The organism is Gemmatimonadota bacterium (genome assembly GCA_026706845.1).
Taxonomy (GTDB): Bacteria; Latescibacterota; UBA2968; order UBA2968; family UBA2968; genus VXRD01.
Genome location: JAPOXY010000206.1, coordinates 1 through 13,180, shown reverse-complemented (window position 1 = coordinate 13,180; position 13,180 = coordinate 1). Strand labels below are relative to the sequence as shown.

Sequence of the window (13,180 nt, the reverse complement as noted above, 5' to 3'; positions counted from 1 at the left end):
AATGGCATCACGAGACTCTTCACTACGACTCGCATCTACCACTTTTAGAAAGGGATCAAAAAAAGCTTCTGCAGCTTGCTCAAAAGTTACACCATCGTGTTTTATTGAATTTGTACGAGCTTTATTTTCATTCCAGACAAAGGTGATGTTGTGTAGTTCGTAGTAAATATCCATAAAACAATTTAGAGAATTGTATATACAATGTCAATACGTATTTTTCTTTGTATCACAATCCAAATTCTGATAGGAGTATTGGCTATGCAAGCCATTGAACGCCCGGTTTATCAGATAAATTTAACCGAGAAGGAAATCGCGCGTTTGAAACGGCGCGTGCGAACAGTGATGGCTTTTTCTGAAGCGGAGATGGTGGCGTTGATTCCCGATAAGACGGGGTTTCGATTTGTGGGATGTCCCGATTGCGATGCGGGTGCTCAGGAAGGGCAGTTGCGGTGGTCCATTAAAGATCCACATCGCGCGCAGTGTCGCTATTGCCAGATGGTATTTCCCAATGAGAGATATCCGGATAATCAGATACAGACAGTTGTTAACCCGTTGGGAGAGACGGTGACATATCCCTTTTGGGAAGATGAGACGGGTTTTCGGTATTACTTTCAGGCAAAGGCGTGGCGGGAAGCGCGTGTGTATTTTGCGGCGATCGCGGAAGATTTGGGAGAATTGTACCAGGCAACAGGAGATGCGATGTATGCGCGACGCGCGACACTAATTCTGGACGCATTTGCGCGGTATTATCCGGGTTTTCTGGTGAGTTATGATCGGGCACACGAACAAAAGGGATTTGTGTTTGAACCGCCTTATCCAAATAATGGGGGAAAGTGGGGGCGGTGGCGGCACGATGAAATGCCGACCAATCTGGCTATGGCTTATGATGCGATTTATACGAGTGGTGAACTGGAGCGGTTGGCCGATGCGGTTGGGATAGATGTGAAAAAGCGGATTGAGGACGATTTCTTTCGTGGAGCCATTCGGCAGGATAGATATCACGGGATTCTCTATACCAATGCGAGTCCCCATATCTATCGCGGGTATGCGGTGATTGGTCGCGTTTTGGGCGATCCCGAACTGGTACATGAAGCGGTTCGTCGCAGTATCGGTCTGTTTGAGCGTCAATTTTATGCGGATGGCTTCTGGCATGAAGGCAGTTTGGGGTATCACCGGATGACAATGGCGGGTATGCAAGTGGTATTTGACGCGCTGAAAGGATATTCCGATCCGTTGGGTTATGTCTCGGACGATGGCGTGCGATACGACAGGCTGGATTTGGAGCGAGATATTGCCATTGTGAAAAAGGCAAATCAGCTTCTGGATATTTGCAGGTATCCCGATGGGCGATGGATTCCCATGCACGATGCCTGGGCATATCGGGATAGTCGGCGGGTTGATCCCAATGTCAAACCGCTGGAACAATCGCATCCGACACTGCTGCCGGGTGTTGGGCATGCGTGGTTGGGGAGGGGAAATGGCGAACATCAAGTGCAGGTACATCTGCATTTTTCGGGGGCTTATGGGCATGCCCATGCAGATAATTTGAATCTGATGCTTTTTGCCAGAGGACAGGAATTGCTCTCCGATGTGGGCTATACCCATACCCAATACCGCAGCTGGACGGTCAGTACCTTGTGCCACAATACTGTGTTGATCGATGAAGAAGAACAGGAACGCTCCAACCGAAAAGGTATTATAGACGGCTCTCTGCTGGCGTTTGAAGCCGCTTATGACCCGGTACAATGGGTAGAAGCGAGTGGGGAGGGGGTGTATCCCGGACTGGCGGAAGAATATCGGCGATTGGTCATGCTTGTAAATGCGGGGGGAGAGGATCACTATGTGGTTGACCTGTTTCGCGTTCGGGGCGGCGATCAACGTGATTGGGTGATGCATGGGAGTGCGGATGGCGATATGCAGACAGAGGTCAATGTGCCTTTGCAGAATTATGGTGAAAATCTTTTGCCGGGAGTGAAAGTGCGATTTCCAGAACACGAACGCGACCAGGGGGATGCAGAGGGGCGAAATGTTTCGCTTGCATTTTTTCAGAACGTGTTACATAGCGATCGTGTACAGGATGCGCGTGTCACCTTTCAGGGGAATGATGCTGTTGCCGTGCGTATTCATCTTGTGGGAATGAAGGACAGCGATCTTTTTGTGGGTGATGCACCTTCTGTACGGCGCGCAGATGAAGATGAAACACTGATTGATCGATTTCGCATGCCCATGTTGATGGTTCGACAAAAAGGCCAATCGCCGAGTCGGTTCACGGCTGTTCACGAACCATTTCGGGATAAGGCGTTTATCGATTCTGTTGAGGTGGAAAATATTGGCGAGCGCGGCGTGTATATGAAAGTGCGCCACCGGGGGGTTACAGATCATATTGTTCTGCAACCCGGGACAGAAGTTTTTCGCATGGGCGATCTTACATTTCAAGGCGAAGTCGGTTTTGTGCGCGCACAGGATGGCGAGGCGCGAGTTATGGGTTTATGGGGTGGGGAGAAGGTGCAATGGCAAACCACTCGGTTAACAGGTGGTGGTATCTATACGGGGCAGGTTACAGATGTATTGCGAACAGAGGATGGTGCGCCGTACCATGCATTGGTCGTGAATGGTACGCCTGAAATGGGTGACATAGATGGCGTTGTTGCTGTGGTGACATTTGGCGATGGCACAACGCGCGGGTTGCGCGTTAAGCGCGTGGTGGGTAGGGAGGTCATTCTCAAAGACGATCCCGGTTTTCGCATTACAAATGCGGGAATGGCGCATTGCTTTTTTCCGCTTCGGGAGATTGAGGGCACAGTGCAGTTGCAGATTCGGACATCGGCGTTTGTGACCATTCGAGATGGGGGTGTGGAACAACGCTCGATTGGTTCGGGAGATTTTGAGATGAAATAGAAAAGGAGTTTTCAATGGCATTAAAAGTTGCGTTTTTGGGTTGCTGGCACAGTCATACGAGTATGCACTTGCGAGAAGCTGCACAATCGCCCGATGAGGTTGAGTTCATTGGCATGTACGATCTCGATCCCGAAGTGATTGCGATCAGGCGGGAGAAGAGTGCGGAAGAGGGGCTGGATATTCCCGTTTTTGATTCGGTTGACGCGGTGTTAAACAGTGAGGTCGATGCCGTTATTGTTGAAGGGCATGTCTATCAGAATTTGGATTATGCCGAACAGGCACTCACCGCAGGCAAGCATGTATTGCTGGAAAAGCCCGCAGGGGTCAATCTGGACCAGTTTAAGCGCATCCAAAAATTGGCGTCGAACAAACAATTAGTCCTCAATTTGGCCTATATGTGGCGTTATAATCCGGCTGTTCACGAGATTATTCGATTGGCAAAGCTGGGTGTGTTGGGTGATATTTACGCTTACCGCGGGCATATCCCAAAGCCCCATAGCTGGCGCACAGAGTTGGAAGAGGAGAACGGTATTTATCACGGGGGAATTTATTTTGAAATGGCGGGTCACCTCGTCGATATTATGGTGGCTTTGATGGGACGCCCGACAGATGTACATCCGATTCTCCGAAAACATTATGGCAAACGAACTGTCGTTGACAATGCGGTTGTGGTACACGATTTTGAACGCGGTCTCGGCACGATTGACATGGCCGCTATGCAGGTGGGTATGGCACGGCGGATTGAGGTGCACGGGACATCGGGAACAGCGCTTCACGCGCCCATTGGCTCCAATAATCTGCGTTTGTGTTTGGAAGAGGAAGCCGAAGGGTATCAGAGCGGCTGGCAGGAATTGGAGATTGAACCTCCCGATAGTTTTCCAACGCTGTTGCGGGAGTTGAGGGCGTGTATGAATGGCGAGAAAGAACCTGATTATTCCCAGGCACACGATTTGACCGTGCAAGAAGTGTTGTTGACCGGGTGCCAGGTGACAGATGGAAATGCCCTTTCTTCTGATCCACCTGAATAAAGAACACATAGGGAGGAAAAAATGGCAGACTACTCACATATTAAAAAGCCCGATTTGGGCTATTGCTATGAGTTTGCTACAGATGAACTCGATGCAATGTCCGAGTGCCTGGAGGCGCACGGGTTTGCGATTATTAAAGATGTGTTGCCGGATGAGATTGTCGAGAAGCTCAAACAGGCTGTGTATGACGGTACCGATCCAGACGGGACGTTAGAGGGCGGCCAGAGTCGTACGCGACATGCGTGGATCGAATCTGGACCAGGTGCATGGGAGCTTTTGGAATACCAGCCGTTTATGGATATACACCGGCATTTGATAGGCACAGATGATATGACCGTCCATCGCTCTGCTGCGATTATCCGCATGTCGGGGTCTCAGCCGGTGGGGTGGCATACGGATTGGTGTGGATATTCCGATAAAATTTTGAACTCGGGCGATGTGTTGAATCGCGGACTCTGGCCGTCGGGCAAGTGGTTTTATCTGACGGGATCGCGTCCAGTTCACGGCGGTCTGTGCGTGATCGAAGATTCCCATGTGGAGGGATGGGAAGGCCCCGAAGGATTTAAGTTGACGGTAGATCGGCGCTCGTTTTATCCTGAAGGCGAGGAAGAACATCGCTACGCGGGGTTTGATATTCCGGGGTTAGTGCCCCTGTTCACAAATGGGGGAGATATGATTGTGTTTGCCCACCGCACGTACCACGGGGCATTTCCCAATCGGTTGAATGAGACGCGCCTTTCGTGCGCGATTGGGTTTAGAGATCGCAATCACAGAATTGATATTCCGTGGGAGATACCGGAATCGGGCCAGTGGTTTTTGAAAAATATTCCGGACCATTTGAAGCGATATACCGATGGGTACACGAGTATTGATATCGGTTGGCGGGGGTCGCAATGAACGCATTTACACTCTGGGCTGGTGGGGATGCACATGTGGGAACGGATTTGCGGCGGGGGCGAAAGAGTTTGGAAACTGCCATTTTGCAAGGAGAGCGAGATTTTGAATGGGATGTGATGCTCGATATTGGCGACCTATCCGGCGCGCAGGAACCGCCCGACGATGAAGAGGGCGAGGAGGTGGTTCGGCAATACAGTGTATCGACCCAACATCCGCGATCGCATTTTTACAATATCGTGGGCAATCACGATGCGAGTGGTCCTGAAGAGGAGACCCAGTGGTGGTTTCAAAAGTGGGTGGATCCGATGGGTGTGAACTCCGAATATTCGGGTGTTTATGCCGATCAACGACCGTATCCCGTAACCGGGCAGTGGGATCGGTATTCTTTTGAGGTGGGTAATATCCTGTTTTTGTGTATGGGTGATCGCAATGACGGTGGGCCGCCTGTAGGGCGGGGAAAAAGGGGTGGTTATCCCGCAGGTGCAGTCACGCAGGAGACATTTGAATGGTGGCGCAATATGGTGCTTTCCCATCGGGATAAAATTATCATTTCCGCACATCACCACATGCTAAAAGAGACGACGGTCGCTTCACTCGATTGGGTGGGGGTAGATGAAGGCTATCACGGTCGGTTTGACGATGGCGCGCCTATTGGGGCTTCGTATCTCTACTGGGTGGGTGGCAAACCAGATAGCGGACAATTTGAAGGTTTTCTGGCAGATAATCCCGGTGTTTGTGATATCTGGCTGGGCGGGCACACGCATACAAATCCCGAAGATACGACGGGTGGGCGTTCGCATGTGGAACAGAAGTGGGCCGCGACATTTATTAACGTCGCTGCAATTTCAAAATTTCACGGGCAAAAGAACGTGCCGATGAGTCGCGTTTTGACTTTTACCGAGGGATGCGATTGGGTAGATGTAAAATGCTATTTGCATTCCGACCATTTCGCACCTCAGGGATGGTACGAACCTGCACGGCGAACCGTGTCTCTGAAGATGCCCTTTTCTTTTTAGGTGCTCGACCATGCCCGATCCTCTGCTCGTTCTGACCGCGACGGCTTATGAGCAACAGCGTTTACGCGATAGCCTTCAACAGGCGACGACACAGCGCTGGGGACATCGCGTCTGGGTTCGCGGTATGATCGGCATCAGGCCCGTTGTCCTTGTTGAAACGGGTATTGGGGCGGTCAATACGGCGCAGGCTCTAACTGTTGCACTGCAAGAAATCGATCCCGAACTCGTTCTGCAAATCGGTATAGGCGGTGCTTATCTCGGTAAGGGCTTAAACGTAGGCGATCTCGCACTTGCGACCGAGGAAAACTATGGCGATTTAGGCGTCATCACACCTGCTGGCTGGTCTCCTGCTGATGAGATCGGTATTCCCGTCCTATCGACCAATCGCGATTATTACAATACGTATTCTCTCGACCCCGCGCTTGTCGCCAGGGGGCAACACATACTCGAACAATTGGGCGAATGCGTTGTGCGAGGTCCTTTTGTCACGGTGCAACAGTGTACAGGGCGCGAGGATATTGGGAATGAATTGGCAGCGCGTTTCAATGCGATATGCGAAAACATGGAAGGCGCAGCCGCGGCGCATGTCTGCACCCTTTACGCGGTTCCATTTCTCGAATTGCGCGCTATTAGCAACCATGTGGAAGACCGCAACAAAGACGCCTGGGATATTCCACGCGCTGTCCAGCGTGCTCAAATAGCAGCGCGAAAATTCGTCGAAGCCCTATGATATGAGGTTCATCATGTCCCGTATTTCTCTCGGTTATTCTCCGTGCCCCAATGACACGTATATTTTTTACGGTCTGGTTCACGGAAAAATTGACGGCGCGCCCAGATGCCGCGAGATTCTCGAAGATATCGAGACCCTGAATCGCATGGCTATGGCAGGTAAATTGGATATGACCAAAATATCATTCCATGCGCTTGCATTTATGCGCGATCGCTATTGTCTGTTGCATTCGGGAGGGGCATTGGGGCGCGGGTGTGGCCCACTCGTTATCGCGTCTGACTCCCTTGATCCGCGCGATCTGTTGGGCAAACGTATCGCTATTCCAGGGAAGCTCACTACGGCCGCACTCTTGCTGCGCCTCTTTAATCCCGCGGTCGACGACCTCGTCGCGATGCCTTTTCACGAGATTATGGAGGCTACGCAAAGAGGTGATGTTGATGCGGGTGTGATCATCCACGAATCGCGATTTACCTATCCCGATTATGGTCTGCACAAAGTCATTGACCTGGGCGAATGGTGGGAGGCATCTACGGGACATCCCATTCCGCTCGGGGGTATTCTCGCCCGACGCGATCTCGGCGTAGAAATAATTCAACAGGTTGATGTATCTCTTTGCGCCAGTGTGGAATATGCACATTCAAATCCCGATACAGTTAAAAATTACATCCGCGAGCACGCACAGGAGATGGACGAAGCCGTGATGCAGCAGCACATTGATCTCTACGTCAATGAATACACATTGGATTACGGCGCAGATGGTGAGGCCGCACTGGTCGATCTTTTTGCGCGTGCAGAAGAAGCGAGTATTGTACCGCGGTCCGATCAACCGTTGTTTGTGAGCTGAAAGAGGATACAGCTATGAGTATATTAGAAAAGAGCCTGTGGGTAAGCCAGCGGATTATGGGTGTGGTTTTTCTGGTGGCTGGCCTGACTAAGATATGGGATCCTGTGCTCTTTTTTTGGGAGGCTATGATGCCTGCCCAGATTTTTGTCGGGCGCGAGACAGTGGAAATGGTCGCCAAATTGGCTCTGTTGCTCGGTCCACTGGAATGCCTGGTGGGTCTCGCGCTTCTGGTCGATTGGAAGCCGCGTCTCGTTTTGCCTATAGGTGTGGTGATGATGGTTTTTTTTCTTGCGATTACCGCTCATGCATGGCATCGGGGAATGGGGGAGAGTTGCGGGTGTTTTGGCACTCTGGTGGATCGCTCGCCGGTTGAGGCGATGGTGGAAAATTTTCTCATGCTGGGGTTGTTGGTCTTTTCCTGGTGGGGCCTGCGTCGGCGGTCTGTTGCGCTGTGGGCATGGGGGAGAAGGGTAGTCCTGGTCGGCGGATTGGTTGCTCTGACCGTGCTGGGGTTCAGGTATATGCCCGAGCGCGATCGGTTAGCTGATTCAGACCTGCAAGTTGGTGATTATCTGAAAGGTTTATCCCTGTTAGATGTGGATATCGATTTGACGCGGGGAGCCTATCTAATCGAGTTGTTCAGTCCAAGTTGTCACTATTGCCAGGCTGCCGTGCCCAAGCTCAATTTCTGGGCTGCTGATCCAGAGGTGCCCAGATTGATTGCTTTGAGCCAGTATCCCAAAGATCATCCCGTGACCGCGCAGTTCAAAGTGCAGTTTCGACCGCGCTTTACCATCGCAACTATTTCTTTCGCTGATTTCAAGCGCTTGACCCACGGGCATGGCTATCCGCGACTGGCTTATATCGTAGATGGAGTGGTCGTGCGGGTGTGGGAGAGCCATGCCTTTCCCTCGCTTGCGGAGTTGAGGAAGTTGTAGAACATTTTTAAAGCGATTATATTTATCGCAGACCGCAGGAGAAGAGCAAACTATCTATTGAAAGGGATTTAACACATGTCGAAGCCAAAAATTGGGTTTATCGGTCTCGGGATCATGGGCAAGCCGATGGCCGGTCATTTGATGGATGCTGGATATGAACTCGTCGTACACAACCGCAATCGAGATGCGGTCGATGAACTTGTCGGTAAAGGGGCAGCAGAAGCGCACTCTGGTAAAGAGGTGGCGGAACAAAGCGATATTGTTATTACTATGTTGCCCGATTCGCCCGATGTTGAGAGTGTTGCTTTGGGCGAAGGCGGCATTATTGAAGGCGCGCACGAGGGGCTGGTTTTCGTCGATATGAGTACTATTGCGCCCAGTGTCACCACACAGGTAGGGGAGGTGCTCGCGGAAAAAGGTGTCCAAAGTCTCGATGCACCCGTCAGCGGCGGTGATATCGGTGCCCAAAATGCCACTCTTTCCATTATGGTTGGCGGCGATGCAGATACGTTCAACACGGTCAAACCGCTCTTTGACGTTATGGGCCAAAGTGCGATTTTGTGTGGTCCCCTCGGCGCGGGGCAAACCGTGAAAGCGTGCAATCAAATCCTCGTTGCCGTCACTATTGCCGGCGTATCTGAAGCTCTCACAATGGGGACTAAAGCGGGTGTTGATCCAATAAAAATCGTTCAGGTGCTCAGTGGGGGGCTCGCTCGCTGTGGCGTGCTTGAAAACAGGGGTGAGCGCATGGTCAATGGCGATTTTGATCCCGGCTTTCGCATTCGTCTGCACTACAAAGACCTCAATATCATCCAGAAAACGAGCAATGATTTCGGCGTACCTTTACCCGTTACCAGCGAAGTTTTTGAGCTTTTCAAGACCGCAATGGTCAAAGGCCGCGGCGAACTCGACCACTCGGGTTTGCTTACGGTTATTGAAGATATGTCGAATATTCAAGCGCGTACTGGATAGAGCTGATTAAAGCTTAAAAAAAATTGAGGCGATTTCCTATTGGGAATCGCCTCGTTTTTATTTAGCGATCACGTACACCCTGTAGGCGTTGGCAAACCTGCGATTTTACACGCGCCATCTGCGGGACCTGCGGAAAACAGATCGTAAATCGTATCGATATCTTTCTCTGTCTCTTTGCACAGGCGGCGGATCAATGGAGCGATTTCGAATTTCAACCAATAATTGCGGATATAATACACTACCTGCCAGTGATCTTTGGTCATCTCCTCAATGCCATCTTGTTGGGCCAGATCGCGCGCCACATCTTCGTCCCAACGCTCAGGCTGTTGGATAAACCCATCCTCATCCACCTCAATTTCTTTGCCTCCCAACGTCACAATCTCATACGCCATTCCGCACCTGACCTTTTACCTGCTGGTGCAATTGTACATCGCGTCGTCCGTGTCGTTGGGAAATATCGCTCAAGCCCTCGATCACAGTTTCAATTTGCGCTTCGGTATTGAAAGGACCCAGCGAAAGTCGCACAGTGCCCTTTATCGCTTTCGTGCCCAGGGTTTCATGTACCTTTGGCGCGCATTGCAGTCCCGTGCGCGTTGCTACATTGAACTTCACATCCAGCAAGGTGCCCACATTGTTCGCGGTCATCCCTTCGATATTGACCGATAGTACGGGCACGTGTTGTTCGAGATTTTCAGCGCAATACAAAATGGTCCCATCGACTTCGCGCAGGCCATTGACCAGTTGTTTGAATAAAGCCATCTCGCGTGCATGAATATTTTCCACGCCTTCGCGCTGCATCCATTTCTGTGCGTATAATAGCCCCGCAATGCCCATCAGATTGCCCGTGCCACACTCCAATCGCCAAGGATACTCGTCGAGGTGATCAGGATACTCCGACCGCACACCTGTTCCGCCGTATCGCAACGGTGCAATAGTCACCTCTCCGCGCACGTACATCCCACCAGTACCCGTTGGCCCCATAAGTGACTTGTGTCCGGTAAAACACAAAATATCGGCCTGCATCGCCTCCATATCAATGGGTAACATGCCCGCTGTTTGAGCCACATCAACGCAGAAAATTATACCGCGTGCATGGCAGATTGCGCCGACCGCTGCTACGGGTTGCACAGTGCCCAGTACATTGGATGCATGGGTCATCACCACGAGTTTCGTATTGGGTTTGATCGCCCTATCAATATCCTCGGGGTCGATAAAGCCATCTGCTCCAAAGCCCACATAAGTCGCCTCAATTCCGTCGTATTTTGACAGATGATAAATGGGGCGCAAAACCGAATTGTGATCCAGGAGCGTTGTAATTACGTGATCACCGGATTTCAACGTGCCCTGTATCGCAATATTCAACGCATCTGAGGCATTGTGTGTAAACACAAGCCTATCGGGACTGCCCGTGGCGCCAAAAAACGAAGCGAGCGATACCCGCGTCTCGGCAACCATAGCCTCGGCCTCTCGCGCCAGATCCGTGCCACTGCGCCCGGGGTTTACTCCGTATTTTCGATAGAACGCCAGCGCGTCTTCCAGCACAGTAGGGGGCTTTGGAAACGTCGTTGCCGCATTGTCCATGTAAATTAAATGAGACATGAGCTATCGGCTATTCCAGTACAATCGCATTGTTTACCAACTCGTGTACACCCGTAATTCTCAGTGGCATTTTGTGATAGCGCGCGATTTCTTTGAGCTGTGTGCGGCACTGCAAACACGAGGTAGATACGATTTTCGCATCTGTCTCGCGCATTTGTTCTGCTTTCTTTTTTCCAGAGACCTCCATCCGAAATGCGCGTACTGAGCGGAGTGCCGATAACCCACCACCACCACCGCAACACCACTGCGTGTACCCGCCATCGGGCATCTCGCGGTAATCGGTACAGGCTGCTTTCAAAATCTCTCTGGGTTCCTCGATAATCCCACATCCGGCAGCAAATTGGCAAGCGTCGTGATAGGTCACGGGATCGGGATTTTTGCCTGGGTCCAATTTCAGTTTGCCCGTGCGAATGAGTTGTGCCGTATATTCAAAGCCACTGGTAATCTCAAAAGGCAATGCACCCCACCATCGCCCTTCGCTGGCCATGAACTTCATCACCCGATACGCATGCCCGCATTCGCCCATTACCATGATCTTACATCCCAATTTTTCGCACGCGTCGATGTAGTGCTTGTTCTCGTACTTCATTGAAAAGTTATTGCCGGTCGTGAATCCGAAATTCGATCCGTCAAATGCCCGCGAGCTCATCGTCCAATCGGCGCCTATAGCGTGAAAAATTTTCGCCATACCCATTAAATTTTCAGCATATACCAGCACATCGCCCGATGGTGGCAAAAAGAAAATTTCTGCGCCTTCGCGGTCTAAGGGAATTGAAATATCCCGTCCTGTTTCTTCCTTGAGTTCTTCTTCGATAAATTGAATCGCATCCAGAAATGCCTCGGCTGACGCGCCTTCCAAATTGCCTGTTTCAAATGAATTGTGCGTGCCCTGGGCAAGGGATGGCGGCGTCAAACCCATTAAATCGACAAGCGAGCGACCAACGCGTGAGATCACCGAATGATCGATTCCCACAGGACAAAATGCCGCACACCGCCGACACGTCAAACACTCGTACATGCGCTCGGCAAATAACTCGGCATCGTTATTTTCAAAATCGGGCTTTGGAAAAATAGCGTTCCAAAATCGTCCCCAAAATGTCGTGTACTTTTTGTATAAACGAATCACCTGCCGAGAGCGTTCCACAGGATGCATGCGCTTATCGGGCTGCCCGTAATACACTGGACATTCCTGCGCGCATACTCCGCATTTGGTACACGTATCCATGTACAGGCGCAATGCCGATGGTTCATCTTGAATCTCGCGGACAAATGGGTCTGATTCGGCGATGCGCCGCATATATGTGCCAATCAGGCCTGTTGGAATGTACTTTTTTTCTCGTTCTGTTTGATCTGGCTTTTCCAATTTTCTGATTCTCAAGTGGTTAGTGGTTAGTGGTTAGTGGTTAGTGATTTTTCATCCTGTCCATCCTTTAATCCTGAAAATCCTGATCCAAATTCTCCCGCAAATGTATCGGATGTGCCCAGAAATTCGCGGCTGAAAAAAATCCCGCCGAGGTGCAACAGATGGGAAAATGGGATCACAATCAATAAGAGCTGTACAGCGAGCATGTGCCACACAAAAACACTTTGCACTTCAATAACTGCCGCTGTGCCCGTCAATAGGCGAGACACATAGTGGCGCAAGGCTTCGGATGAGACACCGCCATCTAATACTACGAGAAAAGCTGTGGCAGAAAAAAACAGGAGGATGAACTCCGCCAGATAGTCCCGAAAGTCCGTAATTTCTCGCACGCGCTGAACAATTATCCGACGCAGCAACAAATAAGTGCCCGATACAGTCATCAGTCCACTGCCGATCAATGCGATTTGCAAACAGATCGGGTCCAGGTCGAGCGGCAAAATCACGCGGACATGGGCAACAATTACCAGAAACAGCCCCAAATGGAGGGACCAAGAGCCCAACCACAGTATTTTGTCGCGCTTATAGAGACCAGTAAAAAAAACAAAGCCTTTTATCGCGCGCTTCCATTCTGTATTTTTTGAGCGCGGTCCGGGAAAAATGTGAATGGTTGGGCGGTACTGCTGCTTCCACACGCCATATACAGATCCCCTGGCTCGTGGCAATAGCTTGAGCGCGGGGTTGTAAAACCGCATCCACACCCATATTCGCACGCCTAACATGATGAGATAGAAAGGCAATGCGAAATAGGGCAGGCGATAGAGAACAAAAAATTCAAAGCCATTCATGGTTAGCGGAATCAATCCGTCCAGCTCAGCACCTCTTCGAGGGGTTTGCG

The 13,180-nt window shown here is 50.9% G+C and carries 13 protein-coding genes; 8 read left to right on the top strand and 5 right to left on the bottom strand.

The genetic code is table 11. The features are described from left to right. The coding region (locus OXG87_18760) for a BrnT family toxin (GenBank protein MCY3871594.1) at window positions 1–174 on the bottom strand (174 nt) is incomplete at its 3' end. Between the two features lie 84 nt (window positions 175–258). On the opposite strand from OXG87_18760, the gene OXG87_18755 reads away from it, so the two are divergent. The 8 genes from OXG87_18755 (at window position 259) to OXG87_18720 (ending at window position 9,323) form a co-directional block, all read left to right on the top strand. Further along, entirely contained in the window at window positions 259–2,898 is a 2,640-nt protein-coding gene (locus OXG87_18755) for a heparinase II/III family protein (GenBank protein MCY3871593.1), read from the top strand. 14 nt (window positions 2,899–2,912) lie between these two features. Then, window positions 2,913–3,926, top strand: coding sequence for a Gfo/Idh/MocA family oxidoreductase (locus tag OXG87_18750; GenBank protein MCY3871592.1), 1,014 nt, complete (start codon window positions 2,913–2,915; stop codon window positions 3,924–3,926). Window positions 3,927–3,947: 21 nt separating this feature from the next. Continuing rightward, on the top strand, window positions 3,948–4,823 hold the full coding sequence (locus OXG87_18745; GenBank protein ID MCY3871591.1) for a phytanoyl-CoA dioxygenase family protein: 876 nt from the start codon (window positions 3,948–3,950) through the stop codon (window positions 4,821–4,823). After that, complete coding sequence (locus tag OXG87_18740; protein MCY3871590.1) at window positions 4,820–5,839, top strand: metallophosphoesterase; 1,020 nt, start codon at window positions 4,820–4,822, stop codon at window positions 5,837–5,839. Before OXG87_18745 ends, OXG87_18740 begins: the two co-directional genes overlap by 4 nt. 10 nt (window positions 5,840–5,849) lie before the next feature. After that, window positions 5,850–6,569, top strand: coding sequence for a futalosine hydrolase (gene mqnB, locus OXG87_18735; protein MCY3871589.1), 720 nt, complete (start codon window positions 5,850–5,852; stop codon window positions 6,567–6,569). 13 nt (window positions 6,570–6,582) lie between these two features. Then, window positions 6,583–7,413 carry a 1,4-dihydroxy-6-naphthoate synthase gene (locus OXG87_18730; protein ID MCY3871588.1) on the top strand — a complete coding sequence of 277 codons (831 nt, stop codon included), beginning with the start codon at window positions 6,583–6,585 and terminating at the stop codon, window positions 7,411–7,413. A gap of 14 nt (window positions 7,414–7,427) precedes the next feature. Beyond that, window positions 7,428–8,351: a hypothetical protein gene (locus OXG87_18725; protein ID MCY3871587.1), complete on the top strand. Its 924-nt coding sequence runs from the start codon at window positions 7,428–7,430 to the stop codon at window positions 8,349–8,351. Window positions 8,352–8,426: 75 nt separating this feature from the next. After that, window positions 8,427–9,323 carry a 2-hydroxy-3-oxopropionate reductase gene (locus tag OXG87_18720; GenBank protein ID MCY3871586.1) on the top strand — a complete coding sequence of 299 codons (897 nt, stop codon included), beginning with the start codon at window positions 8,427–8,429 and terminating at the stop codon, window positions 9,321–9,323. A 68-nt stretch (window positions 9,324–9,391) separates the two neighbouring features. On the opposite strand, the gene OXG87_18715 is transcribed toward OXG87_18720, so the two are convergent. The 4 genes from OXG87_18715 to OXG87_18700 all read right to left on the bottom strand — a co-directional run. Further along, complete coding sequence (locus OXG87_18715) at window positions 9,392–9,715, bottom strand: TusE/DsrC/DsvC family sulfur relay protein (protein MCY3871585.1); 324 nt, start codon at window positions 9,713–9,715, stop codon at window positions 9,392–9,394. After that, window positions 9,705–10,922, bottom strand: coding sequence for an aminotransferase class V-fold PLP-dependent enzyme (locus tag OXG87_18710; protein MCY3871584.1), 1,218 nt, complete (start codon window positions 10,920–10,922; stop codon window positions 9,705–9,707). Before OXG87_18710 ends, OXG87_18715 begins: the two co-directional genes overlap by 11 nt. 10 nt (window positions 10,923–10,932) lie before the next feature. Continuing rightward, on the bottom strand, window positions 10,933–12,285 hold the full coding sequence (locus tag OXG87_18705) for a (Fe-S)-binding protein (protein MCY3871583.1): 1,353 nt from the start codon (window positions 12,283–12,285) through the stop codon (window positions 10,933–10,935). Window positions 12,286–12,311: 26 nt separating this feature from the next. Next, the coding region (locus tag OXG87_18700; protein MCY3871582.1) for a respiratory nitrate reductase subunit gamma at window positions 12,312–13,180 on the bottom strand (869 nt) is incomplete at its 5' end.

What these genes read in the sequence shown, in the direction of transcription:
- OXG87_18740 (MCY3871590.1), top strand. Translation starts at nt 4,820, where the DNA reads ATGAACGCATTTACACTCTGGGCTGGTGGGGATGCACATGTGGGAACG.
- OXG87_18725 (MCY3871587.1), top strand. Translation starts at nt 7,428, where the DNA reads ATGAGTATATTAGAAAAGAGCCTGTGGGTAAGCCAGCGGATTATGGGT.
- OXG87_18720 (MCY3871586.1), top strand. Translation starts at nt 8,427, where the DNA reads ATGTCGAAGCCAAAAATTGGGTTTATCGGTCTCGGGATCATGGGCAAG.
- OXG87_18750 (MCY3871592.1), top strand. Translation starts at nt 2,913, where the DNA reads ATGGCATTAAAAGTTGCGTTTTTGGGTTGCTGGCACAGTCATACGAGT.
- OXG87_18755 (MCY3871593.1), top strand. Translation starts at nt 259, where the DNA reads ATGCAAGCCATTGAACGCCCGGTTTATCAGATAAATTTAACCGAGAAG.
- OXG87_18710 (MCY3871584.1), bottom strand. Translation starts at nt 10,922, where the DNA reads ATGTCTCATTTAATTTACATGGACAATGCGGCAACGACGTTTCCAAAG.
- OXG87_18715 (MCY3871585.1), bottom strand. Translation starts at nt 9,715, where the DNA reads ATGGCGTATGAGATTGTGACGTTGGGAGGCAAAGAAATTGAGGTGGAT.
- OXG87_18730 (MCY3871588.1), top strand. Translation starts at nt 6,583, where the DNA reads ATGTCCCGTATTTCTCTCGGTTATTCTCCGTGCCCCAATGACACGTAT.
- OXG87_18745 (MCY3871591.1), top strand. Translation starts at nt 3,948, where the DNA reads ATGGCAGACTACTCACATATTAAAAAGCCCGATTTGGGCTATTGCTAT.
- mqnB (MCY3871589.1), top strand. Translation starts at nt 5,850, where the DNA reads ATGCCCGATCCTCTGCTCGTTCTGACCGCGACGGCTTATGAGCAACAG.